The sequence below is a fragment of the Exiguobacterium sp. s5 genome, assembly GCF_018618075.1.
GTDB lineage: Bacteria > Bacillota > Bacilli > Exiguobacteriales > Exiguobacteriaceae > Exiguobacterium > Exiguobacterium mexicanum_A.
This window is the reverse complement of the sequence record NZ_JACSLK010000002.1, coordinates 275412-300045: the sequence shown is the minus strand read 5'-3', so window position 1 is coordinate 300045 and position 24634 is coordinate 275412. Positions and strand designations below refer to the sequence as shown.

Below are 24634 nucleotides of genomic sequence, written 5' to 3'. Positions count from 1 at the left end.
AGGAAGTGGACATATGTCAGAAGTACTCACACGAAAACAAGTACCCGTCGAGGAGACGTGGAACTTGGAGACGATTTATGCGGACGATCAGGCGTGGGAACACGATTTTGAGGCATTGAAAGCAAACGTGCCGGTCTTGGTCGAGTTTAAAGGTAAACTCGGGGAATCAGCCTCTACTTTGTTTGAAGGCCTGCAACTTCGCGACGACATCTCGCGTCAATTGCATAAACTGTATACATACGCCCATATGCGTTATGACGAAGATACGTCGAACAGTCATTATCAAGCGTTGAACGACCGGGCGGGCTCGCTCGCGGCCCAAATTTCGGCTCAGCTCGCATTCATGACGCCGGAACTGCTCGCCATCGATGAGAGTCAAATCGAGGCGTTCATGGCGGAACACGAATCGCTCAACGTCTATCGCCATGCGTTCGACGAGTTGGCGCAAGAGCGTCCGCACGTGTTGACGGAAGCCGAAGAGGCGATTCTCGCTCAAGCCGGTGACGTGCTCGGCCAGTCGAGTTCGACGTTCGGCATGCTCAACAACGCCGATTTGAAATTCCCGAAAGTGAAGAACGAGAAAGGTGAAGACGTCGAATTGACGCATGGCCGTTACATCACATTCCTCGAGTCGAGCGACCGTAGCGTCCGCGAAGGGGCGTTCAAGGCGATGTACGGCACGTACGAGCAATATTTGAACACGTTCGCCTCGACGTTGTCAGGCAGCGTGAAGAAGGATAACTTCTATGCGACGGTCCGTAAGTTCGAGAGTGCCCGTCAAGCGGCGCTCCATCATAACGCCATCCCGGAAGCGGTATACGACGGTCTCGTCGAAGCGGTGAACGAGCGCCTCGACTTGTTGCATCGTTACGTCGCGCTCCGGAAACGGGCACTCGGTGTGGACGAGCTGCATATGTATGACTTGTATACACCGCTCGTGAAAGACGTGGACATGAAAATCCCATATGACGAAGCGAAAGACTTGATGGTCGAGGGACTCGCACCACTCGGTGACGAGTACGTCCAAATCGTCAAGGACGGTCTCGATTCACGCTGGGTCGACGTCCGTGAGACGCGTGGCAAACGGAGCGGTGCTTACTCTTCAGGCGCGTACGACACGCAACCGTTCATCTTGATGAACTGGCAAGACAACGTCAACAACTTGTTCACGCTCGCCCATGAGTTCGGTCATTCGGTCCATAGCCATTACACGCGGGCGTCGCAGCCGTATCCATACGGGGACTACTCGATCTTCGTGGCCGAAGTGGCATCGACGACGAACGAGGCGCTCTTGAACGACTATTTATTAAAGACGCGCACAGACCGCCAAGAGCGGCTCTATCTCTTGAACAATCAGCTCGAGACGTTCCGTGGCACGTTGTTCCGTCAGACGATGTTCGCCGAGTTCGAGCATATGATCCATAAAGCGGCCCAAGATGGCGTCTCGCTCACACCTGAGTACTTGAATGAGACGTACCTCGAGCTCAACAAGCGATATTTCGGAGACGAGCTCGTCATCGATGGGGAAATCGCCTTCGAATGGGCACGGATCCCGCACTTCTATTACAACTACTACGTCTATCAGTATGCGACGGGCATCTCGGCGTCAGCCGCATTGTCGCAACAGATCATGGACGAAGGGGAACCGGCCGTCCGTCGTTACATCGACAAGTTCTTGAAGGCCGGGTCGAGCGATTATCCAATTGAAGTATTGAAGGCGGCTGGAGTCGATATGACGACGAAAGCACCGGTGCTCGCAGCGCTCGATCAGTTCGAGGCCGTGCTAGACGAGATGGAAGCGTTACTTTTCCAATAAAAGAAGCGGGGCGTGAACATTATGTGACAATATGAACAAAGTGCTTGTCACGGTGCGCTCGTCTCGGTATATTATAAGTGTGAAATCAATCACAAACCCCTTTATTGACCGTAAACTTTCTCCCAACCTGTGATCTGTATAGATACTCGGGTACGATGTTTTCCGTCCCCGCGGGAAACATCGAAAAAACCCACGGCTCCCCGGCCGTGGGTTTTGTTGTGTCATTTATTCGTCGCCCAAGCTTCGCCGCTGCAGCCCGGGACAGGCCGGCAACGTTGTTGGAGCGACAGTTTTTTTAATTCTCTTTCGATGACAGGCTTGTCGAGCTCTAAAATGAAAGCGAGCTCGGTAATCGTCGAGGCGTCATAGTGTCCTAACACTTTCTCGACGTTCCAATCGGTCTCACGGGTCGGTACATAGCCGAGCAGTTCGGCCATGACAGCCTGATAGACGTCATACGGATAGAGTCCTTCGATTTTGAGCGCCTCGTCACGCGTGACGAACGTCAAGGCGGGAAGCGATTCGATTTCCCAGTCTTTCAAGATCTCATGATCGACCGCCAGTGCGCTCAGCAGTTGATTGGATTGGATATCGGCAGCCAACTCATCGATGTCGAGTCCATAACTGACGAACGAGCGGGCAATTTCCCATAAGTCGTTGTCGCTAGAGCCATCCTTCAAAAAGATATCGTTAATATGCAGATGGCGCATGAAGCGCATCGCATGACGTTTCCCTTGTAACTCCATAGCCTTGATCATCGTGAGAAGGCGAACCTCTTCTTGACATCCGCCAACACAACTAGGAACCGTCGAAACCATACGGAAACGAATCAAGTGCCCGTATTCAAGTTCGAGTTTTTTAATGAGTGTCATCACGTGAAGCCCGTCTGGATCTGAGATGTCCATGAAATAGAATAACTCTAATGGCTTATATGTTACTTGGATAGAAGATTCTTCCAATGAACAGGATGACTCATTACATTGTTCAAGTTCCATTGTGTCGCCTCCTCTCGTAAACAAAAATCAAATATATCGTATGCTCATTGTAGCAACGAAAAAAAAAGGTTGGCAACGTATCTGCTCAACCTTGGTTTCGACGCATCTTTTCTTCCATGAATCGAACGATTTTATTTTTGGCGGGCCGGAGGGGAATGCCATGGCGATGAAGAAGCTGTTCGAACGCGAGTTTGCCCTTCGCTTCATCGGTCACTTCAAATTCTATTTCATAGTCGTGAATCTCCAAATAATGACTTTCGTCGAGGACGAGCAGACCGTCTGGCGTCTCGATTTCCGCGCGTTTCGTCTCAAGGCGACCGAGATGTTCGAGCGGGCCGGACAAGTCGAACGCGGCGAGCGCCTCTTTCATTTGGTCGTCATGGATGATGCCGTATTTGAACAAGTTTTCGGCCTCTGCCTCATTGATTGGGGCATGCGTCTCGAGCAGTCCAACGTCATGCGGTTGTTTGAGTGTCAACACTTGGCCATGTTTTTTCTCGCGAATTCGTAGGGCGGCGCCGTGCTTCTTCAGTTCGAACGTCGGTGTATCGAAATAGTCATTCGCTTGCCATTTCACTTTGTCCGTTAAATCGTAGGCGGTGAGCAAGGTCTCATACTCGTCTTTCGTCAACATCGATTTGAATTCAATTTCCACTTCTTGGGTCATAAATCATCGCTCCATTCTATGAACAATTGTTCGTTTATGATACCATACAATCGGATACATACGGAAAAAGCAGGGTTTTCCGAAATGAACGAAAGTGGTGACAGCATATGCAATCAATGGATTGGGATCAATTTTTAGTGCCGTATCAAATCGCGGTCGATGAACTGAAAGTTAAATTCAAGGCGATTCGGAAACAATATAAATCTCAAAACGACCACTCACCGATCGAGTTTGTCACGGGACGGGTCAAACCGGTCGGTAGCATTCTCGAGAAGGCGAAGCGAAAGCAAATTCCTTACGACAAGTTGTCGACGGAGATGCAAGACATCGCCGGACTCCGCATCATGTGCCAATTCGTGGACGATATCGTCCACGTCCTTGAACTGCTTCATCACCGGACCGACTTTAAAATCGTCGAGGAACGTAACTATATCACGAACCAAAAGGAATCGGGCTACCGCTCTTACCATTTGATTCTCGAATACCCGGTTCAAACGATTCATGGCGAGTTCCCGACGCTTGTCGAAGTCCAAGTGCGGACGCTTGCGATGAACTTTTGGGCAACGATCGAACACTCGCTCAACTATAAATACGACGGGGATATGCCGGTCGAGGTGCAGGAGCGCCTGCGCCGGGCGGCTGAAGCGGCATTTTTGCTCGATGCCGAGATGAGTCAGCTCCGCGTCGAGATTCAAGATGCACAGCAAGTGTTCCGGGATAAAGAAATGAACGTCCAAACGGACCAAGACTAGGGGGCCAAGGCATGCAGTTTGCGATTGTAGCACGGGGAGACGCGCGTTCGGCCGATATTGCGCGCGAGTTGACGAATAAATTGACCGAAGCGGGGCATTCGGTCTCGAAAGAGCCGCGGATCGTCGTCTCGGTCGGTGGGGATGGGACGATGCTCCAAGCGTTCCACGAATATATCGACCGGCTCGATGATACGCTGCTCGTCGGGATTCATACGGGCCATCTCGGTTTTTACGCCGACTGGCAACCAGACGAGCTCGACGAGTTGACGGAAATGATCACGAGCGAATCGTTCGAACCGGTGTCTTATCCGCTCGTCGAGGTGCTCATCGATTACGAGGACGGGACGACCGAACGACAACTCGCCATGAATGAGTGTACGATTAAAAACTATAAACGTACGCTCGTCTGTGACTTGTCGATTCGCGACGATTATTTCGAGACGTTCCGCGGTGACGGGTTATGCATTTCGACACCATCCGGGTCGACGGCCTATAACAAAGCACTCGGGGGTGCCATCGTCCATCCGTCGATTGAAGCAATCCAAGTGACGGAGATGGCGTCAATCAATAACTTGGTGTACCGGACGATCGGTTCACCGCTCTTGTTGCCGAAGCATCATCAAGTGAAGATCGAGCCGCACACGAAAACAGAATTCGAACTCGCGTTCGATCACCAAGAAGCATTGTCGTGGTCGAACGTGCGCTCGATTCGCTGTGCGGTCGCGAAAGAAAAAGTGACATTTGCCCGGTTCCGCCCGTTCCCATTTTGGCGACGGGTCCGGGAATCGTTCATTGAGGAAGGGAAGTAACCGATGTACGGATTCACATTGCATCGCGTCGCGGGGACGAACGTCCCGCTGCGCGATTTTTTAATGACAGACTGCGGCATCTCGCGCAAGATGTTGACCCAAATCAAACAAGGGGGGCTCATCCTCGTCAACGGAGAGCCGCGGACGGTACGTTATGACATCAGCGAAGGAGATGATGTGACGGTCCATTTCCCGGTCGAACAGCCGGCGGAGATGATGGTCCGCTCGTCACGCCCGCTCACGATCCTGTTTGAGGACGACTATTTGCTCGCCGTCGATAAACCGGCTGGGATCGCGACGATCCCGTCCCGGCTTCATCCCGACGACACGCTTGCCAATGCGGTGCTCGGATATTACGAGCGAATCGGATTGCAGTCGGCGATTCACGTCATCAATCGACTCGATCGTGACACGAGCGGCGTCGTCTTGTTCGCAAAATATGCGTACGTGCACCATCGGTTCAGTGAATTGCAACAGACCGGGGGCTTGTCACGGACGTATCTCGCTCTCGTCGAAGGACCGGTTTTCCCACAGACGATTGACGCTCCCATCGGCCGTGCCCCGGATTCAATCATGGAACGAATCGTGACGGCAGACGGACAGCACGCCGTGACCCATATTCTCGAAGTAGAGCCACACGAGGCATATACAGCGCTGACGATCGCCCTCGAGACCGGACGGACGCATCAAATCCGCGTCCATCTGCGCCATATCGGGCATCCGCTCCTCGGGGATACGATGTACGGTGGTAAGACCGTACTCGACCGTCACGCGCTCCACAGCGCCTCGGCGACGTTTTGCCACCCGATGACGGGCGAGAGACTCGTCATTGAGGCGACATACCCGCATGATTTTCGACTTGAAGCATAATACAAACAGTCCCGCACTCAGCTGAGCGCGGGACTGTTTTTCAATCGTCGTCGAACATATACGATTTTGATTTCGACGCGACGTTCATGACGAGGCCGATGGCAATCATGTTCATGATGATCCCGGTCCCGCCGTAACTGATGAACGGTAACGTCAGACCGGTGATTGGAAGGACACCGATCGTCATGCCGATGTTCTGGAAAATTTGGAACGTGAACATGGCGATGACTGCGGTCACGATGTAACTGCCGAACGGACTGCTTGCCTCAAGCGCGATATGAATCATCCGGTATAAGAACAGGAAGAAGACGATTATCACGATGGCCGCACCGATGAACCCATAATGTTCAGCGATGACGGCGAAAATGAAGTCGGTCTGCGACTCCGGCAAATAGACCAAACCTTGACCGTAGCCGGCCCCGAACATTTGACCGGACCCGATCGCCTGAAGCGATTTAATCAATTGGAACGCCAAGTCGTCGGAATACTCATACGGATAAATCCACGCTTGGAATCGATTCAAGGCGTGTCCCGGAACAAAGCTTTGCAACACCTCGAAATGGGAGAAGAACAAGTACATGAAACCGCCGATCGTCACGGCAGCGGCGCTGAACAGACCGAGCAACCATTTCCAGCCGATTCCGGAGACGATGATGATGGCCCCGAGCATCGTGATGAGAACCAGTCCGGTCCCTAAATCCGGTTGCGTCACAATCAGTCCGAGCGGCGGAATGGCGAGTAGGACAAGCTTCATTAACAGCCACGTGTCCTGTTGGGATGAGCCGTAGCGTTTATTATGGTCGTAGACGATCGTCGCCATGGAGATGAGCAAAAACAACTTCATGAATTCGGCCGGTTGAAAACTGAAACCTGGCACGTTGTACCAGCCGTACGCCCCGTTGATGTTTGGAACGAGTGTCGTATCCCGGAGCGGTATCAAGCCCACTAGCAGCAAGAGCCCGAAGGAATAGAGATACCAGTGAATTTTTCGCAACTGTTCGTACTCGATCGTCATGATGGCGAACATGGCCACGAACCCGATGATGTAACGGATTCCTTGATCGAATGCGAAGTTGATATGTTGTAATCGTGTCGGCAACATCGGTTGTGCCGTGTAAATGGCGCCTAGGCTTATGACCATCAAGAAAAAGACGATTGTCAAAAGTGTCGTGTCTAAACTTCTTAAATAAGATTGAATGCGGTTCATGATGAAGTCGTCTCACCCTTTCTATACGTATTTTATCTTACCGTAAGTTAAAAAAATCGCAATACGTTACGCGCTAGTTGACAAAACAGACACCATTCTGTAATCTGATAACAGATGTTATAACCAGGTACTAAAAAGGGGAGTTTACGATGTCAATCTATCCAACGTTAACGAATAAGACGTATGTCGTCATGGGAATTGCCAATAAACGCTCGATCGCATGGGCGATCGCGAAGACGCTCGACGCGGCAGGTGCGAAGCTCGTCCTTACGTATGCGGCCGAACGCTTCAAATCAGGTCTTGAGTCGCTTGCGGCCGATTTGAACGGAGAGGCACTACTTTTAGAATGCGACGTCACGAACGACGAAGCGATCGATACGACGTTCCGTACGATTCACGAACAAGCAGGGCCGATTCAAGGGATCGCCCATTCAATCGCATTCGCTGACAAAGAAGCACTACGCGGCGAATTCTCGGAAATGACGCGCGGGCAGTTCGCGCAAGCGCTCGACATTTCGGCGTACAGTTTGACGGCAGTCGTCAAAGCGGCCAAGCCGTATTTCGCAGAAGACGCTTCGGTCATCACACTCACGTACCTCGGCGGTGAGCGCGTCGTCCCGAACTACAACTTGATGGGTGTCGCGAAAGCAGCCCTCGACTCGAGCGTCAAATACTTGGCGAACGAGTACGGACCTCACGGCGTCCGCGTTAACGCGATCTCGGCAGGACCGATTCGCACGTTATCGGCCAAAGGAGTCGGCGACTTTAACAGCATTTTGTCTGAGCTTGAACAGAAGGCGCCACTGCGTCGCAACGTCTCGGCAGAAGAAGTGGCCTCGACGGGCTTGTTCTTGTTATCGAGCATGGGCAGCGGTGTGACAGGAGAAGTCATCCACGTCGACAGCGGTTATCATATTTTGTAAATATAGGGGAAGGGCGCAGCGATGCGCTCTTTTTTGTATTATTCCGACCTGATTTCGGGTAAGGACCTGTGAAGGAGGTTGGATCATGGGTCCTTATCAGATTGATTTCACGGTCGTCCAATATGGAAATCGCCAAGTTCAACCGACAGAACGGGCGAATATCGAGCCGGTCACGCGGATTCAGCGTGTCCAACGAATCCGGCCGCGCCAAGAAGAATGGCTAGAAGCCGAACAACAAAACAGCCCCGGTCGATTTGTCGACCGGAGCGTGTAATCTTATCCGCGGAACCGGAACGTCTCATAGACGTTCCATGTTTCGTTTTCGAGCTCATACATGACGGCCATACGGTTGACCGTTTCCTCGAAATGAACTTGCTCCATGCGCATCCGTTCGAGCACGTCGAACAGTTCGGCATCGGTCAAATCTTGCCCGATGGTGATGTGCGGGAGAAACTCGTATTTGGGAGGCTGGTTGAGAAGCCCCTCGTGGAGCTTGTCTTGGAGCGCTGACAGTTCGCGCGTCGGCAACACTTTTAAGTAGAGGACGTTGTTCGTCGGTGCGAACGAGCGGACCCCATCGATTTTTAATTGGATCGGTTTGGTCGAGTCCGCGACTTGTTGCAAATACTCGAGCACTTTCGGTAAATCGGCTTCGTCAATCTCCGTGCGTTCCTTGATTGTCACGTGTGGTGAAATCAAGGCGTACTTCGTATCGTACCGCTTCCGATACGAGTTGGCGAAATCTTGAACTTGTTTTGATGGAAATAAGACTACCCCAATCTTCATTCCAGTTCCCCCTTTATAAAGTGGTCTACTTTTTTATGATGACCGATTTATTGAATGAAGTCAAAGCGGGCTTAGTCTTTTTTTCGAGTTTTCAGTATAATAGAGGTTGAGTACTTCGGGAGAAACCTTCTCGAGATGAAAGGATGTGTAGCGGGAGTGTTCCCGCCTAGATGATGAAACATGTACCACACTCACGAGACGTACGCGAGGCCGCACGGGCTCGCTTGATTGAACGGGGCGTATCGATTGAATCGATCGCCGAGATCGTCTATCAAATGCAGGCGCCGTATTCGCCACACTTGTCATTGAAAGACTGCACGGAATCGGTCGAGGCCGTGTTAGATAAACGAGAGCTCCAACATGCGATTCTCGTCGGATCAGAACTTGATATTCTCGCCGAACGCGGACAGTTGTCCGAGCCACTGTTGTCAATCGTGGCATCGGACGAGGGCTTGTTCGGTGTCGATGAGACGATTGCCATCGGGGCCGTCAACACATATGGTTCCATCGCCGTCACGACGTTCGGATACTTAGACAAAGCGAAAATCGGCATCATCAAACAGCTCGACACGAAAATGGAAGATGGTCAAGTCCATACGTTTATGGACGACCTCGTCGGCGCGATCGCGGCGAACGCATCGGGACGCTTGGCGCACCGCTTGCGCGATATGACCGACTTTGGCGAAGACGAGATGCGGGAACGGAAAGGCTTGTATTAATGACACCGCGCTCAAACATGTTGGCGATCACCGGGGCGATCAGTTTCGTGCTCTTCTCGGTGGTCGTTGTTTTAGGTTGGGTGGTGCCGGTTGATCGGTTCGTCACGTCTACGCTTGACCCGCTCGCCGGTCCGCTGTTCGTCTATGTGACCGAGCTCGGCAGCGTGAAGGTATTGATCGGCCTGTCGTTTATCGGCATGCTTTATTTTTTGTGGCGGGGCGACCGGTTCGAGGCGTTTCGTTTACCGATTGTCGTCATTACGACGCTACTTGTGACGCAAGGGCTGAAACTCATCTATGGTATCGACCGGCCGTCGATTGATGCGGCGCTCGACGCGACGACGTACAGTTTCCCAAGCGGTCATGCCTCAGGGTCACTCGCGTTGTATGGACTGCTCGCCGTATTGGTGTATCGACGGAATGAGACCGTCGCCGGCTTGATTCTGCTCGTCACACTGACGTTGGCCGTCTCGTTCAGCCGGGTCATCTTGAACGTCCATTATTTTAGTGACGTCATCGGGGGCTGGCTCGTCGCCCTTGTCATCGTGGCGGGATCAGAAATGGTAAGGAGGAAACAAATTTGATTCTTGTAACACAAGTCGAAACATGGTTGTTTATGGACCGCGACCGGGCTGATGCGGCGGAAGCGCCGACGATCCTGGTCGAAAAGGATGCGTCCGGAGCCAAATCGTTCACCGCGATGCGGACATTGTTCCAACTGAAGAAATGGACAGGGCAACACCGCTTCGTGCCGCTCTTGTCATGTGATGAAGCGGCTTATCGAGCCTACGAGGTGTTTCATGTCGATGCCAAGCCTCCGTTCGCCATCCTTGAATCGGGACATGTATTGATGAAGGACAATGAGCGGGATGAGGCCTATGAAGGCGCCCTGCGCGACGCAGGTGTCACGACAGACCGAGAGCGGATCGCGTTCGCAGCGGATTACCTTGAACGGGAACTTGGTGAACCGGTCATACTCGCCATCGATGAGGCGATCACGTCGCATCCCCGCGTGCCAGATGACGTATGCGTACCGGGAAATGTGATGCAGACAAGTGAACGGCTGTTCGCTTGGGCGAACCGACAACAAGCGGAGAGAGGTGACGTACGATGAACGAGTGGGAACAAAAGATCCAAGCACTACTCGACGGTTCGGTCGAAGAGTTACTCGTGCCAAAAGACGATTTTTTGACGGTCCGCTCGCTGTTGATTGACAAGGGCTGGATGTTTGAAGTCGTCGGGGAAGCGAAACACGGGGGCGTCACAATTTATCGGAAGAACGAAGCCGGTTCGACAGAATAAGCGGCTACGGATAAAGGAGGGGCAAAGGACAAATGAGGTCCTGTGCCTCTTTTTTTTGGTCGCACGACGAGAGACAGAAGTTTGGGGACGGCGACCCGAAAACTCTGTCGTAAACGCTTACATAATCTAGACGAAACTCGCTTATACTAAACGTGTAGGAGGCCACTACCATGTTATTGAATGAAAAGAGCAAGCGAATCCTGAGCGTCATCATGCACGAACAACGAGTGACGATTGAATCGCTCGAGCTGATGCTCCCGTATTCACGACGGACCATCGAGTATGAGCTGGAGCGGATTCAAGAATGGTTGGTCGATTGTGGACTGCCGGACATGCACACGGACGGGGCGACGATTCAATTGACGCTCACTCCCGAGCTGACGGAGCGGTTTGAACAAGCGGGATTGATTTGGGCTGAAGAAGAGCGCGAATTGCTGATCGTGTTCTTCACATTGGTCAACCGAGAGTTTTTATCGGCGTTCCATTTTCAACAACTCCTTGACGTCTCCAAATTCACGGTGCAAGAAAGTTTGAACGGTGTGAAGAAAAGTGCGGCGCATTTCGGTCTCGATTTCGCCTATACCCGGAAGTCGGGGTATCACGTAAACGGACATCCACAAACAATCGCCTTGTATTTATATCGGACGATTGAACGTCTCGTCACCCGTTCGACGAAGGAGCGTCTTGTCAGTGCCGTGCTCGCGGATTGGGAGATGGAATATGAAGAGCTGCTTCACCAACTCGAAACGTACGAGACGGTTCGACAGTTCCGCTTGGTCGAGAGCCATCGAGAAAAACTCGCCTACTTCCTCTTGTTCGGAAGCCGAATGGCGTTGCCTACGTCCACCGACGAAGAAGATCACGTCATGGCGGAGAACACGGACGACGCGCTCCGGCACCACTTCAGTCAAATGCCTCATCTCTGGGTGACGCTCGATATGCTGATCAAGAGCGGACCGAAAGTCGAGGAAGAGATGGATGAGGCGACACAACACGAATTGGCTAGCGTCATGATGGATGTGATCGAACGGTTCGAACTTCTCAGTTGCACGTTCATCATCGAGCGGGAAGCACTGTGCGAGAAACTCGTGCTTCATTCGAAAGCGACGATGCAACGCGTCTACACAGGGCTCGAAGCACCCGAAGAGCTCGAACGTTATGTCATGAAAGAACACAAAGTGTTGAACGTTCTCGTAGAGCGATCACTCGAGCCGTTCCGGCAACGTCTCGGCAAAGACGTTCCGGCGACGGAAGTCATGTATTATACGCTCCATTTTGCTGCGCATCTCCATCAACAAGGACAGCACCTCGATGAGCAGATGAAAGCCATCGTCGTCTGTCCGAGCGGGATTAGCGTCTCGCACATGCTCGACCATATTTTGAAGAATCAATTTCCTGAGATCGTCTTTTTACCACCGATCTCGCAGCGGGACGTCGAGCAGTACGCGCCGCTCGTCGACTTGATTTTCACGACCGTCCCGTTGCCGCGAACGATTCATGAGTTGGCGAATGTGACACTTGTCCCAGCGTTGCCGACACGGCTTGAACAAATCCAGTTGAAGCGTCAAATCGAGCAACGATTTTTAAAACGGGGCGAGCACGTCACAGTTCAACTCGACGACGTGTTGCAAGTCGTAAAAAAACATGCGACCGTCACGAACGAACGGCAACTGCGCCAAGATTTGCGGGCGTTGCTGTATGCAGACACGACTCAAACTGTACACCAGGGGGGACAGCCGGTGCTAAATGAACTGATCACGCGAGAAAATATTCAAGTGCTAGACAAAGTCGAGGATTGGCAAGCGGCCATCCGTCTAGCGGCCAAGCCGCTCGAAGCGAACGAATCGATTGTGACGAGTTATATCGACACGATGATTGACAACGTAGAAGAACACGGACCGTATATCGTCCTCATGCCTGACGTGGCCATTCCGCACGCCCGACCCGAGGACGGGGTCCGAAAGCTCGGCATGAGCGTATTGAAAGTGGGAGACCCGGTCGTCTTCCCCGAAAACAAATCGGTCCGGCTCTTCTTTGTACTTGCGGCCATCGACCAGACGACACATTTGAAGGCGCTCGCCCAACTGACGGAATTGCTCGGCAACGAGGCCGATTTGGCGACGTTGTTGTCCGCCCAGACGAGTGACGACATGTTACCAGTCATCAACAAATATTCAGAGGAGGAACAATCATGAAAAAAATCTTAGTTGTATGTGGAAACGGGCTCGGTTCAAGTTTCATCATGGAGTTGAATGTGAAGAAGGCGCTTGATCAAATGGGTGCCGAGGCAGAAGTGTCGCACACGGATATCGCGACGGCACGTACGGAACCGGCCGATATTTATCTGGGGGCCAAAGACATCATCGGTACGCTCGATGACGGGACGCGTGAAATCGTGGCTCTTGAGAACGTCATGGACATTGAAGGAATCAAGGCGCAACTAGAAGGTAAACTGTAAACGACTTCGGGGGTCGGAAGGGGGAACAATGAATGCTTGATTTAATTATGCGAGACATACTAGGGACACCTGCCATCTTGGTCGGTCTGTTCGCTTTGATTGGTCTTGTGCTTCAAAAGAAAGATGTGGCATCGGTCGTCTCTGGGACGTTGAAGACGATCATGGGCTTCGTCATTATCGGGGCCGGGGCCGGGGTCATCATCGCGGCACTTGATATATTCGGGCAGATGTTCGACGAAGCGTTCAGTATTCGCGGGGTCATCCCGAATAACGAAGCGATCGTCGCGGTCGCCCAAGACGCGTTCGGCGTCGAGACGGCGATGATCATGGTGTTCGGGATGGTCATGAACATCGTGCTCGCCCGATTCACACCATTCAAATATATCTTTTTGACGGGTCACCACACGTTGTTCATGGCGAGTTTGCTCGCCGCGATTTTGTCGGTGTCAGGCCTTGAAGGAGTCGTCCTCGTCGCGGTCGGTTCGCTGTTGCTCGGGTTATGTATGGTCCTGTTCCCGGCGCTGTTGCAACCGTTCGTCCGTCAAATCACAGGCTCGGACGACTTCGCGATTGGGCATTTCGGTTCGCTCGGATATTTTGTCTCGGGTACGATCGGCAAGTATGCGGGCAACAAAGAGCATTCGACGGAACACATTCAAGTGCCGAAGCAACTCGGATTCCTGCGTGACACATCGGTCGCCGTCTCTTTGACAATGACGCTCTTGTTTGTGGTCGTGGCAATCTTCGCTGGTCCCGGTTTTGTCGAGAGTGAATTATCGGGCGGTTCGAACTATATCGTCTTCTCGATCATTCAAGCGATTACGTTCGCGGCCGGCGTGTATATCGTCCTCGCCGGGGTTCGGATGTTGATCGCCGAGATCGTACCGGCGTTCAAAGGGATTGCCGACAAGATGGTGCCGAACGCAAAACCGGCGCTTGACTGTCCGACCGTATTCCCGTTCGCTCCGAACGCGGTCATCATCGGTTTCTTGGTCAGCTTTGCGGCCGGGTTGATTTCGATGTTCTTCCTCCCGCTGTTCGGGCTCGCGATCATCGTCCCGGGATTGGTCCCGCACTTCTTCACGGGAGCGACGGCAGGCGTGTTCGGCAACGCGACGGGAGGGCGCCGCGGGGCAATTTTAGGTGCCTTCGCGAACGGCGTGCTCATCAGCTTTCTGCCGGCACTGCTCCTACCGTTGCTCGGGAACCTCGGCTTTGAGAGCACGACGTTCGGAGACTCAGACTTCGCGCTCGTCGGGATTCTCATCAGCTGGTTCGTCTCATTGTTCACATGAAGTTGAATCCAAACGAAAGACCACGTCCGTTCGGACGTGGTCTTTCTACTGTTTTAGGCGTTAGAAGCCAACTTGATTTTTTGTCGTTTTAACTTGTGTAATAACCAGGCATGTAACACTTCACAAGAATGGTGAGGAAGGGTCAGTTCAACGAGCGGGTGTGACTGACCGAATATAGTGAAGCGCGAATGGTCCTCGTCGAGCATCGATACTTGAATATCGGTCGCTTCTTGAAGCGAAATCCGTTGCTCGCCGGCTACTGCATCTTTTAGTTTCAGCATTTTTCCATTCGTCGCAAACTTGGTGAACGAAGACATTCCCTGTACTTTCAGTTGTTCCATCTCGTGTATCTATCCATCCGCATGATGAATAGATTTTCACCTCGCTTTCTCTATATTGCCTTCCATTCCTCCAGAAGGTTATTCCTAGTATACCGTCCTCGCGATAAAAGAAAAGACTTAATTTAACGAAAAATTAAGACAATTTGTTATCAATTTTTAAAAATAGTGTCACAGGCGCATCGCTAAGGGATTTAAGGTGTAATCCGTATGGGCGGGATAACAAAAAAGAACCTGATGGGATCAGGTTCGACAAAGATTCATGCAGGGATGAACTCAAAAGCGTTCGATCTCCCACGTGCGCCGGCGATACGTCAATTGTCCCTTCAACGCAATCGATTCCTTCTTCGCGTCAAAGTCTTCCTCGAGGACGGACATGTCCTCGTAACGTCCCGCGACATAGAAGGCGATCGACACTTGGCGATTGAATAGACTCCGTTTCGTATGGTCAAAGTCGATGATCAGGCCTTGCGGTGACAACGCCAAAATTTCATCGATGACCGGGAGGGGGATGGGGACGAAACTGATGTTACGGATGTCCCGATCGAGTTTGCTTTGCAAGACACTTTGGAGAAACTGGCTAATCGTCGACCAGTCTCTGATGTAGAGGCTGCTGTGACGGTCGTTCGACTCGTTGAAGAAAGCGATCTCGTTTTGAATCGAGTTGAGGAACGGCCCCTTCAAACCTCGTTCCATGTGGCTGAGGAACAAAATCTCGGCGATTTCATGGTCTGATAACGATTCGAGCAGGTGGTAGTCGGGAAAGTCGATAGCAGTGAAGCTTGTTTGATTGTTTAAGTATTTCGTCGAGAACGTCGACAGTTCGTGCGCCTCGATATAGCGAAACCGGGTCCGGGAGGACTGTCTCATCCCTTTTATGTCCGTGCGACAGATGATCATCGGGCGAGCGAGTGATAGCGCCTCGGTGACATCGCTCAGCGTCACGCCGTGAAGTGTAAAACGTTGCAGTTCTCGGTCTTGTTTAATATAGAACAACTGTTTTGACATGTTTATCCCCTCAGTTCAAAGTCACTATAGTTTGATTTTAGCAAATCCCTATCGAGTGCGCCATGTTTGAGCGGTTCGGGAGGATTGAGATGATGGTTTTTTTGGGAAAATGGTTATAATTGAGGAAAAGAACCAGAAAGGCGGATTCCATATGTGGGGGTTGAAAAAAAGTTTTCCTGAACTCATAACGAGTCGGTTCATCTTAAGAGAACTCGAACCCCGTGACGCGAGGGCGCTCTATGTGATTCTCTCGACCGAGGAAGTAATGCGCTATTACGGGTCTGACCCTTTATTGGCCGTATATGAGGCAAAGAACGTTATCGCTTATTTCAAAGACCAGTTTCAACAAGGTAAAGCGATCCGCTGGGCGATCTGCGACCGTGAGACGAACGAACTGGTCGGGACCATCGGCTTTCATAACTGGACGCCCCAATACTTTCGTGCCGAGATCGGCTTTGAGGTTGCGCCGAACCACTGGCGTCGCGGCGTTGCGCATGAGGCGGCATCGGCCGTCATCCGGCACGGGTTCGACGAGTTCAAGTTTCATCGCATCTCGGCGCTCGTCGCCCCGGAAAACGAAGGGTCGAACCGGTTGGTGCAGAAGCTTGGATTCACGGAAGAGGGGCTACTTCATGATTATGCCTATAGTCATGGCCGTTTCATGGACTTGACGATGTATCGTCTCTTGAAAGAGGAATGGAATGAGAGGGAGGAAAGATGATGAGACAACTTGTGCTGTTACACGGTTTATGTGGGTCACCTGACTATTTTGAGGAACTTATCCCGTTGCTTGATGCGGAAGTATATGCGCTGACGCTGCCAGGTCATGCTGGAACCGAAGCAGGACCTGAGACGATGGACCAGTTCGCAGATTGGGTGGTCGCCGAGATGCGGCTCCGAGAACTCGACCGGCCGATCGTGCTCGGCCATTCATTCGGCGGCTACATCACGACAAACCTCGTCCGCCGTTATCCGACCGAGTTGTCGGGATTCGGTTTGATCCACTCGACGGCAGCGGCTGACCCGGAAGAAGCAAAAGCCAAACGCAATCAAGCGATCGAACGAGTAATGGAAGAAGGGGTCCATCCGTTCATCGATACGATGATTCCCGGCGTGTTTGCGGCTGATTCCGACACTAGCTTGATTGAACGCGCGAAACAAATCGGGTATGAGATGTCGAAGGAAGGGGTCATGTCTGCCCAGCTCGCGATCCGCGATCGGGGCGACGAAACGGAGACCGTGCGTGAAACGGGATTGCCCGGACTATTCCTCTATGGGGACAAGGATCCGAACATGGGCGCGGATCGTGCTTTCTTAGGCGCAGAACATCACACGAAACAAACCGTCCCAAGCAGCCATATGGGGATGATGGAGGAGCCTGAATTAGAAGCGCGACTCATCAACGATTGGCTTAAGGAGGTGCGACATGTCTAAATTCAAACTTGTCGCCGTGTCAGGGAGTCTTCGGAAAGCGTCGTTCAATACGGCGTTGCTCCACTCGATTATCGAGCTCGGCCGTGACCGCTTCGATGTCGAAATCGCTTCGATTGAGATGCCGCTCTATAACGACGACTTGATTGACCCGGATGAACCCGAAGTCGTGCGCGACTTCAAACGAGCTGTGCGTGAGGCGGACGGTCTGCTCATCGTCACCCCGGAATATAACCACAGCATCCCGGGTGTGTTGAAGAACGCAATCGATTGGCTGTCGCTCGAACCAGGCACGCCGCTCCGTGAGAAACCGGTCATGATTGCCGGGGCGTCTCCAGGGATGCTCGGGACGGCGCGATGTCAAATTCATCTCCGTCAAGTATTTGCCACAAATCGTGCTAACGTTTTACCAGGAAATGAAATCTTTATCACGCATTGTAAAGAAAAGATTGATGATACTGGATTGCATGATGAAAAGTCGCGGCAACAAATCGACCGAGTATTATCGGAGTATTACAATTGGATTGAATTTTGGAAGCGTCAAACAAAAAATTAACTTGAAGTCGCCCTGATTGTTTGATAGAAATGAATTGTGAAAACAAACACAAAGGGAGCGACAGCAAAAATGGAAACGTATATTGAACTGTACAATGGCGGCGAGTTAGAGGACCGGGCAGTCATCAATGACGGGATGACGTTCGGCCGGGTCACGATTGTGGAATTATTCTATCAGACGGGCCATATTTTCGGATACGTGAAGGCCGATGGAGAGAAACGTTTCTTCCTCGAGCCGGTCGCCGGGGACGATACGTTCATCGTCGAAGGGGATCGTTATTCGCTCCAACAGTTCATCGCCCTATTTTGATGTTCACGACGCAAGCGACTCGCTTGCGTTTTTTTGTCGTTTTCGTCACGATTGAAGGTGAGGTGATGAGGATGAAACTAGTAGCAATTGAACCAACTCCAAGTCCAAATAACTTGAAGATTATCGTGGAGCCGGCTTTCACTGGCCGAGGCGTCACGTATGACAAGGCGAGCCGTGACATGCCTCCGATTATCGAGGACATCGTCGGGTTGCGAGGGGTCAAGTCGGTCTATGCGGTTTCCGACTTCCTCGCCGTCGAACGCCATCCAAAACATGATTGGCACGACGTTATGAACGAGATTCGTCGCGCGTTCGGGGAAGACGTCCCGGAAGTCGAGGCAAACCAGATGGCGGCGGACTATGAACCGGTCCACGTATCGGTCCAGTTCGTACTCGACGTCCCGATGCAGTTAAAACTCGTCAAAGGTGACACCGAAAAACGTGTCGGTCTGTCGAAGCGGTTCGTCGACGCGGCGCTCGACGTGCAAGCACAAGTGAAAAACGTCATTCAAGACCGGCGTTGGGTCGAGCAAGCTCCGCGTTACGGAGAGCTCGAGGACGTGAGCGTCGTCGCGCAAGAAGAACTCGAGGCGGCTTATCCCGAAGAACGGGTCGCGCGCATCGTCGCCCGTGCGTTCGGCCGGGAAGGCGACTATGAAGCGAATGCGAACCAGTTGCAATCAGACGATTGGAAAGCGCGATTGGCGTTCTTGGACGAACTCGAGATCGTTCCGGACGACATGGTGTACTTCCGCCGTGCGCTCGAGGATAAAGTGATGGCGATCCGTCGACAAGCGGTCGTCATGATCGGCATGTTCGAAGAAAACCGTGAAGAGTACGTCACGTATATCGAACAGGCGCTCGTGGACTCGTCACCGATCGTCCGTCGTACGGCCGGCGATACGGTATCGGATTGGGCGTTGCCGCAGTCGCAGCCGTCGATGATCGAGGCGCTCAAAGACAAGAGCAAGCTTGTCCGTTGGCGGGCCGCCCGGTTCTTGTTCGATTGTGGAGATGAGCAAGCGGTGCCGGCATTGAAAATTGCCGAGGACGACCGCGAGTTCGAGGTTTCTCTTCAAGCCCGTCTCGCGAAAGAGCGAATCACGAGTGGAGAGACTGCGCTTGGGACGGTGTGGCAACAAATTTCGAATCGAACGAAGTAACAATCATTCGACAAACAAATATTTAATTTTTTTACAGTTACAGGGAAGAGAGACGAATCCTCATGCGATTCGTCTCTCTTTTCTCGTATTCAATTTGATAATTCATCCAAATGACTAACAATCGATACCAGTTATTCGACAGTTGGGTAAACGGGTCTTTTGGCCTGTCGAACGATGGGACGTTTTTCCTTGCGAATCGTTGATACACTAAACATATCTTATACCAACAAAGGAGCCATACTCATGATGCTTTTTGCAGAAACCCCAGAACTCGTAGCCTATAAGGAAGTCGTCGATGGTATGATCACGGTCATCTTTGAGTCGATTCACAGTGAGACGTTCTCAATCTCTGCACAAGTTCGTTCCGACATCGACGTCGCCGACGCGTTGTTCATGACTGGTTGGCAACAGTACGTGGAAAACGTCCAAGTTTCATAATAAAGGTGAATAATATACGTAAACCCATTACAAACGTCTGCACGAACGTTTACACTAGTGCTATAGACGTTTTTTTATTTTTCAGAGGAGAGTGGGATACGTGAAGAAGACTTGGTTATTGGCCATCGTCACGGCGATGATATTGGTTGTGGCGGCGTGCAGCAAAGAAGAAGCGAACCCGAGCGATGTGGACGACACCGCGTCGACACCGCCTGCTTTATTGACGCTCGATACGGACGTGAGCTACGATGCCGAATCGAAACAACTGTCGACGACGGTGTCGATGACAAACCCGAACGAAGAACCGGTCAAGGTAACGTTCAACTCGTCTCAACGGTTTCAAATGACGGTGATGAACGGTGATACGACCGTCTTCGATTACGGCAGTGAATATATGTTCACGGAATCGATTATCGAAGAGACGTGGGAGCCAGGCGAGAAGAAAGTGTTCGATGAAGTGTTCCCGCTCACGCTCGAAGCCGGGGACTATACAGTCGATTTCGTCGGACTGGCCCAAGTCGACGGTGCACCTGAAATGGCGGTCACGGATCAACAGACTTTGACGGTCGAAGCGGCGGAGCCACCGGCAGAAGAGGGAACGAGCGAAGAACCGGCGGAAGAGCCGACGGAAGAGCCGAGCGATCAGCCGGCCCAAACGAACGGTGCGTTCCGCGATGTCGCCATCAAACTGAACGGTAACGCGATTGACGTGTCTGGCTACACGGACGTCGAAGAGTTTGAGTGGAGTGTGTCGGACGGTCATAACCTGTATGCTCAAGGCGCGGCAGAAGTGACGAGCGGCGGCTTTACGTTCGGCGTTCTATTGGACGAAGAACCTCCGGTCGGGAAAACGCTGTTCTTGGAGATGACACCGATTGGCGGAGACGTAGCCTCGTTCCGCATCCAATAAGCGAACGACGGAAACTGAGGTTTCCGTCGTTTTTTTTCGGGAATGAAACAAGTTGACGGCACCCACGGATTGTCAGACAATTAGGCAAACCGATATCAGTTAGGGAGGAAGTTGAGTATGCAGCAACATATTATCGAATCGACACATGTCAAACCATCGATTAACCCAGCCGAAGAAATTCGTCTTCGGACCGATTTTTTAAAGGCTTATGTTAAACGGGCCGGTGCGAAAGGGCTCGTCCTTGGCATCTCGGGTGGACAGGACTCGACGCTCGCCGGTAAACTCTGTCAGCAGGCGATGGAAGAGTTGCGTCAAGAAACGGGCGCGGAGTACACGTTCTACGCCGTCCGTCTTCCATATGGGGAACAACATGACGAAGCGGATGCGAAGCGCGCCCTCGAATTCATCCGTCCGGACAAGACGTTCACGGTCAACGTGAAGCCGGCCGTCGACGCCTCGGCTGAAGCGTTCGCACAAGCGACCGGTCTTGAACTCGGTGACTTCCATAAAGGGAACACGAAAGCACGCGAGCGGATGAAAGTTCAATACGATATCGCCGCCACGTTCGGCGCGCTCGTCGTCGGTACGGATCATGCGGCTGAATATGTGACCGGCTTTTACACGAAGCACGGCGATGGGGCTGCCGACTTGACGCCGCTCACCGGACTCAACAAACGCCAAGGCAAGGCGTTGCTCCATGAACTTGAAGCGCATGAGAGTTTAATCTATAAAGTGCCGACGGCTGACTTAGAAGATGACAAGCCGGAACTCCCGGACGAGGTCGCTCTCGGGATGACGTATGATCAGCTCGATGACTACTTAGAAGGCAAAGAGATCGACCCGGCCATCGCCGAGCGGATCGAGACGATCTTCAAGCGGTCGCGCCATAAGCATCATATGCCAGCCTCGCTCTACGACGAGTGGTGGCAGTAATCAAAAAGAACCAGCCCCCGGGTTGGTTCTTTTTGATATGATGAGCCAAGTTCTGTATTGCCTTTGCCGGCACCCTCCGTTCCTGGGGCGATGCGGATGCCTCCGCAGCGCGAATCGCGCTTTACGGGGTCATCCTTGCATCGCTCTCCCCTAGGAGTTCGGGTGCCGGCCTTGGCACTGGACAGTCAGACCGTCGCGATGCGGCACCGGGATTGCCCGCGGAAAGCATGGGCGCCGAAAGGGACGCGCGATTTAATCACACAAAAGAACCGATCTTTAGACCGGTTCTTTTGTGTATCACGTATTAGCGCTTCGAGCGTGTCGGCACGAATTGGATGAGCAAGATGAGCGTGAACGCGATCAAGCTGAGAAGCGGGATCGTGACAAACCCGAAGTAGTTCACCCAACGAATCAAACAGTCGTTACTGCAGAACGCGTCGCCGTTCGGGATGCGTTCGAGAACGACGTGATACAGGGCGATCGCCCAACCCGCCCCGGCCATGAGACCGACGAACAATCTGTTCACGGAACGGTTCGAGAGGAGCACCGTCAAGTAATAGATGGCGAGCGGATACATAAATATGCGTTGGAACCAGCATAACTTGCATGGCACGTACAGCATGATTTCCGAGAAATAAAGACTGCCGAGCGTCGCGATGGTGGCGACAATAAAGGCAAAATGATGACGTTGCATCTGATTTCCTCCTGACGATTCAAAACTAATCGACAAACATGATATGATACAGTGAAGCAATAACGTATCCAGTATACAATCTTTGAAACGATAGAGAAACAGGTGACGTCATGCAAGTATCAGAAGTGGAAGTGTTGATCGTCCTCGCCGAGGAGTTGAACATGCGCAAAGCAGCGGAGCGGTTATTCGTCTCCCAGCCCGCACTCAGTCAACGTCTCGTCACGATCGAGCACCAATGGGGTAAAAAGATATTCGTCCGTTCGACGCGCGGGCTCGCGCTCACACCAGACGGAGAAAAGATCATCGACTTCGCAAAGAAGATGTACAGCGAAGAACAGGAGCTGCGTGGGGAGTTGACGGCGCAACAAGGTGAGGTGTACGGTACATTAAAAATCGCCGTCGCATCCATCATGGGACAGTATTGGCTGCCCCGCGTCTTGAAACGATTCATGGAGCGGTATCCGTCGGTCCGGGTCAAACTCGTCACGGGCTGGTCAAGCGAGATGATGCGCTATATGCTAGAAGAAAATTTTCATATCGGTATCATCCGGGGGAACCCTGACTGGCGCGGCGAGAAGATGAAACTGTTCTCAGATTCGCTCCACTTGGTCGATATGCGGATGACCGATTTAAAGCAACTCAAAAACAACGAGCGCTCATTCATTCAATTCAAGAGCGACTCGACCTATTATCAAGAGATTCTCGAATGGTGGCAGGAACGGTTCTCGAGCCCGCCGCTGACGACGCTCGTCGTTGATCAGATTGAGACGTGCAAACAGATGGCGCTCCATGGAATCGGCTTCGCGATTTTGCCGGAGTCGACGATCCGCGATGTCGAGGCGATCAATAAGATTCCGCTCACCTCGTCGAACGGGACACCGCTCGTCCGAGATACGTGGATGTTGTCGACCGAATCGATGCTCGAGTTGGCGCAAGTGAAGGCATTTTGGGAAATCGTGGATGAAGTGACAAAGGAGAGTGTGGAATGAGTTGGGCAATTGAAGCAAGACGGCAGTTACATTTGATTCCAGAACGAGGCTATGAAGAGTTCAAGACACAGGCGACGCTTGAGGAGTTGATCCGGTCCTTGAACTCGCCACGTGTGCATATCTCACACTGGCGCACCGGCCTGTTCGTCCGCATTGATGGTCTTGTCGGTGAGAAGACGATTGGGTACCGGGCCGACATGGACGGCTTGCCGATCACAGAAGAGACAGGACTCGAGTTCGCCTCGGTCCATGAGGGGATGATGCACGCCTGTGGTCACGACGTTCACATGGCGATCGCCCTTGGGTTAATCAAACGTGCCGTCGAGGAGCCGCTCGACCACGACCTCGTCATCTTTTTCCAACCGGCAGAGGAAGGTCCGGGCGGTGCCGAGCCGATGGCCGTGTCGGAACTGTTTTATCATTTCCGTCCCGATGCGATGTTCGGCCTTCATGTGGCTCCGGAATATCCGGTCGGTACAATCGCCTCGCGCCCGGGTGTCTTGTTCGCGAGTGCGCGTGAACTGCATCTGACGATTCACGGAAAAGGCGGGCACGGGGCCTTCCCGCATGCCGGGATTGACGCCGTGATCGTCCAAGCTGCCTTAATCATGCAACTTCAAACGGTCATCTCACGGAACATCGATCCGATGGGGAGTGCTGTCATCTCGATCGGTAAGGTCGCGGCCGGGACGAAAGAGAACATCATCGCCGATACGGCGAAACTCGACGGGACGATCCGTGCGCTGTCGGATAAGGAGATGGTCGTGCTCGAAGGGCGTATCCGTCAAATCATCGCCGGAGTGGAGATGACGTATAACGTTCAAATCGACCTTGAGTTCGGCAATCGCTATCACGAGGTCGTCAATGACGAACGTTATTTGTTCCAGTTTGAAGAAGTAGTCGAAGAAGTCGGGTATTCGTACAAGACGTGTGTCCCCGCCATGACCGGCGAAGATTTTGGTTACATGTTGAAGCAAGTACCGGGCTTCATGGTCTGGCTCGGCGTGAACGATATGGGTTCAGGGCTCCATCAATCAACGCTCAATCCGGACGAGCGGGCGATCGATGTCGCCATCGAGCTGTTCGATCATTTCTTTCGAACAGCAATCATTAAATGAAGGGAGCGGACACGACGGTGTCCGCTTTTTTGTGCGAAATGTGTTGAATTGTGCGTGAACGGTTAAAAATTCGGGAAATAAATAAGACTTGTAAAGCGTCGATATTGTTAATCATGCTCAAATGTGAACATTTTGCGAACTCAAGCAT

Annotated in this window: 30 protein-coding genes; 23 read left to right on the top strand and 7 right to left on the bottom strand. The window is 52.3% G+C overall.

The window, feature by feature from the left end:
- The first annotated feature begins 13 nt into the window (after positions 1-13).
- Positions 14-1816, top strand: a complete 1803-nt coding sequence (gene pepF, locus KNP60_RS05635; protein ID WP_214797068.1) for an oligoendopeptidase F — start codon at positions 14-16, stop codon at positions 1814-1816.
- 221 nt (positions 1817-2037) lie between these two features.
- On the opposite strand, the gene KNP60_RS05630 is transcribed toward pepF, so the two are convergent.
- A complete protein-coding gene (locus KNP60_RS05630; protein WP_214797067.1) occupies positions 2038-2811 on the bottom strand; it encodes a DsbA family protein in 774 nt (257 codons plus the stop codon).
- An 85-nt stretch (positions 2812-2896) separates the two neighbouring features.
- A complete protein-coding gene (locus KNP60_RS05625; protein WP_200881479.1) occupies positions 2897-3478 on the bottom strand; it encodes a CYTH domain-containing protein in 582 nt (193 codons plus the stop codon).
- A gap of 107 nt (positions 3479-3585) precedes the next feature.
- Between KNP60_RS05625 and yjbM the strand changes: the two genes are divergently transcribed.
- The 3 genes from yjbM to KNP60_RS05610 are packed head-to-tail and all read left to right on the top strand — an operon-like array spanning position 3586 to position 5909.
- On the top strand, positions 3586-4230 hold the full coding sequence (gene yjbM / locus KNP60_RS05620; RefSeq protein ID WP_034776960.1) for a GTP diphosphokinase: 645 nt from the start codon (positions 3586-3588) through the stop codon (positions 4228-4230).
- An 11-nt stretch (positions 4231-4241) separates the two neighbouring features.
- Complete coding sequence (locus KNP60_RS05615) at positions 4242-5039, top strand: NAD kinase (protein ID WP_034776962.1); 798 nt, start codon at positions 4242-4244, stop codon at positions 5037-5039.
- 3 nt (positions 5040-5042) lie between these two features.
- Complete coding sequence (locus KNP60_RS05610) at positions 5043-5909, top strand: RluA family pseudouridine synthase (RefSeq protein ID WP_214797066.1); 867 nt, start codon at positions 5043-5045, stop codon at positions 5907-5909.
- Between the two features lie 40 nt (positions 5910-5949).
- Here KNP60_RS05610 and KNP60_RS05605 read toward each other — a convergent pair whose 3' ends face one another.
- Positions 5950-7116 (bottom strand): FtsW/RodA/SpoVE family cell cycle protein, encoded by a 1167-nt coding sequence (locus KNP60_RS05605; RefSeq protein WP_034776964.1) that lies wholly within the window; start codon positions 7114-7116, stop codon positions 5950-5952.
- A gap of 149 nt (positions 7117-7265) precedes the next feature.
- On the opposite strand from KNP60_RS05605, the gene fabI reads away from it, so the two are divergent.
- Together fabI and KNP60_RS05595 are read left to right on the top strand one after the other, a co-directional pair.
- Positions 7266-8039 carry an enoyl-ACP reductase FabI gene (gene fabI / locus KNP60_RS05600; protein WP_131433674.1) on the top strand — a complete coding sequence of 258 codons (774 nt, stop codon included), beginning with the start codon at positions 7266-7268 and terminating at the stop codon, positions 8037-8039.
- An 85-nt stretch (positions 8040-8124) separates the two neighbouring features.
- Positions 8125-8313 (top strand): hypothetical protein, encoded by a 189-nt coding sequence (locus KNP60_RS05595; RefSeq protein ID WP_021066964.1) that lies wholly within the window; start codon positions 8125-8127, stop codon positions 8311-8313.
- 2 nt (positions 8314-8315) lie between these two features.
- Here the strand turns inward: KNP60_RS05595 and KNP60_RS05590 are convergent, their stop codons facing one another.
- Positions 8316-8825: a YjcG family protein gene (locus KNP60_RS05590; RefSeq protein ID WP_034776969.1), complete on the bottom strand. Its 510-nt coding sequence runs from the start codon at positions 8823-8825 to the stop codon at positions 8316-8318.
- Between the two features lie 173 nt (positions 8826-8998).
- Here KNP60_RS05590 and KNP60_RS05585 point away from each other — a divergent pair, with 173 nt between their 5' ends.
- The 7 genes from KNP60_RS05585 (at position 8999) to KNP60_RS05555 (ending at position 14599) form a co-directional block, all read left to right on the top strand.
- Complete coding sequence (locus tag KNP60_RS05585; RefSeq protein ID WP_034779805.1) at positions 8999-9544, top strand: phosphatidylglycerophosphatase A family protein; 546 nt, start codon at positions 8999-9001, stop codon at positions 9542-9544.
- Positions 9544-10128 (top strand): phosphatase PAP2 family protein, encoded by a 585-nt coding sequence (locus tag KNP60_RS05580; protein WP_214752615.1) that lies wholly within the window; start codon positions 9544-9546, stop codon positions 10126-10128. Before KNP60_RS05585 ends, KNP60_RS05580 begins: the two co-directional genes overlap by 1 nt.
- Positions 10125-10658, top strand: a complete 534-nt coding sequence (locus tag KNP60_RS05575; protein ID WP_214763841.1) for a hypothetical protein — start codon at positions 10125-10127, stop codon at positions 10656-10658. The genes KNP60_RS05580 and KNP60_RS05575 overlap by 4 nt, the downstream gene beginning before the upstream one ends.
- The gene (locus KNP60_RS05570; protein ID WP_034776975.1) at positions 10655-10846 is read left to right on the top strand and encodes a hypothetical protein; all 192 of its coding nucleotides are present in this window, start codon (positions 10655-10657) and stop codon (positions 10844-10846) included. Before KNP60_RS05575 ends, KNP60_RS05570 begins: the two co-directional genes overlap by 4 nt.
- Positions 10847-11016: 170 nt before the next feature.
- The gene (locus KNP60_RS05565) at positions 11017-13041 is read left to right on the top strand and encodes a BglG family transcription antiterminator (RefSeq protein ID WP_214797065.1); all 2025 of its coding nucleotides are present in this window, start codon (positions 11017-11019) and stop codon (positions 13039-13041) included.
- Positions 13038-13304, top strand: a complete 267-nt coding sequence (locus tag KNP60_RS05560) for a PTS sugar transporter subunit IIB (protein ID WP_034776979.1) — start codon at positions 13038-13040, stop codon at positions 13302-13304. Before KNP60_RS05565 ends, KNP60_RS05560 begins: the two co-directional genes overlap by 4 nt.
- Before the next feature lie 32 nt (positions 13305-13336).
- Positions 13337-14599, top strand: coding sequence for a PTS ascorbate transporter subunit IIC (locus tag KNP60_RS05555; RefSeq protein WP_214797064.1), 1263 nt, complete (start codon positions 13337-13339; stop codon positions 14597-14599).
- Positions 14600-14652: 53 nt separating this feature from the next.
- Here KNP60_RS05555 and KNP60_RS05550 read toward each other — a convergent pair whose 3' ends face one another.
- Complete coding sequence (locus tag KNP60_RS05550) at positions 14653-14940, bottom strand: FHA domain-containing protein (protein ID WP_029595769.1); 288 nt, start codon at positions 14938-14940, stop codon at positions 14653-14655.
- Between the two features lie 273 nt (positions 14941-15213).
- Positions 15214-15945 carry a hypothetical protein gene (locus tag KNP60_RS05545; protein ID WP_034776983.1) on the bottom strand — a complete coding sequence of 244 codons (732 nt, stop codon included), beginning with the start codon at positions 15943-15945 and terminating at the stop codon, positions 15214-15216.
- Positions 15946-16096: 151 nt separating this feature from the next.
- Between KNP60_RS05545 and KNP60_RS05540 the strand changes: the two genes are divergently transcribed.
- The 8 genes from KNP60_RS05540 to nadE all read left to right on the top strand — a co-directional run bounded on the left by KNP60_RS05540 (position 16097) and on the right by nadE (position 21685).
- Positions 16097-16666 (top strand): GNAT family N-acetyltransferase, encoded by a 570-nt coding sequence (locus tag KNP60_RS05540; RefSeq protein WP_034776985.1) that lies wholly within the window; start codon positions 16097-16099, stop codon positions 16664-16666.
- Positions 16666-17379, top strand: coding sequence for an alpha/beta fold hydrolase (locus tag KNP60_RS05535; protein ID WP_214752622.1), 714 nt, complete (start codon positions 16666-16668; stop codon positions 17377-17379). Before KNP60_RS05540 ends, KNP60_RS05535 begins: the two co-directional genes overlap by 1 nt.
- Entirely contained in the window at positions 17372-17932 is a 561-nt protein-coding gene (locus KNP60_RS05530; RefSeq protein WP_214797063.1) for an NADPH-dependent FMN reductase, read from the top strand. The genes KNP60_RS05535 and KNP60_RS05530 overlap by 8 nt, the downstream gene beginning before the upstream one ends.
- Positions 17933-18001: 69 nt before the next feature.
- Positions 18002-18241 (top strand): hypothetical protein, encoded by a 240-nt coding sequence (locus KNP60_RS05525; RefSeq protein ID WP_034776991.1) that lies wholly within the window; start codon positions 18002-18004, stop codon positions 18239-18241.
- A gap of 71 nt (positions 18242-18312) precedes the next feature.
- A complete protein-coding gene (locus KNP60_RS05520; RefSeq protein ID WP_214797062.1) occupies positions 18313-19404 on the top strand; it encodes a virulence factor in 1092 nt (363 codons plus the stop codon).
- Positions 19405-19647: 243 nt separating this feature from the next.
- Positions 19648-19842: a hypothetical protein gene (locus KNP60_RS05515; RefSeq protein ID WP_021066980.1), complete on the top strand. Its 195-nt coding sequence runs from the start codon at positions 19648-19650 to the stop codon at positions 19840-19842.
- Between the two features lie 100 nt (positions 19843-19942).
- Complete coding sequence (locus tag KNP60_RS05510) at positions 19943-20752, top strand: BsuPI-related putative proteinase inhibitor (protein ID WP_235420157.1); 810 nt, start codon at positions 19943-19945, stop codon at positions 20750-20752.
- A 117-nt stretch (positions 20753-20869) separates the two neighbouring features.
- Positions 20870-21685, top strand: a complete 816-nt coding sequence (nadE, locus tag KNP60_RS05505; RefSeq protein WP_214797061.1) for an ammonia-dependent NAD(+) synthetase — start codon at positions 20870-20872, stop codon at positions 21683-21685.
- A gap of 304 nt (positions 21686-21989) precedes the next feature.
- Here the strand turns inward: nadE and KNP60_RS05500 are convergent, their stop codons facing one another.
- On the bottom strand, positions 21990-22379 hold the full coding sequence (locus KNP60_RS05500) for a disulfide bond formation protein B (RefSeq protein ID WP_214797060.1): 390 nt from the start codon (positions 22377-22379) through the stop codon (positions 21990-21992).
- A 110-nt stretch (positions 22380-22489) separates the two neighbouring features.
- Here KNP60_RS05500 and KNP60_RS05495 point away from each other — a divergent pair, with 110 nt between their 5' ends.
- Positions 22490-23368, top strand: a complete 879-nt coding sequence (locus KNP60_RS05495) for a transcriptional regulator CcpC (RefSeq protein ID WP_034776997.1) — start codon at positions 22490-22492, stop codon at positions 23366-23368.
- Positions 23365-24486, top strand: a complete 1122-nt coding sequence (locus tag KNP60_RS05490; RefSeq protein ID WP_214752628.1) for an N-acetyldiaminopimelate deacetylase — start codon at positions 23365-23367, stop codon at positions 24484-24486. Before KNP60_RS05495 ends, KNP60_RS05490 begins: the two co-directional genes overlap by 4 nt.
- The last annotated feature ends 148 nt before the right edge of the window (positions 24487-24634 follow it).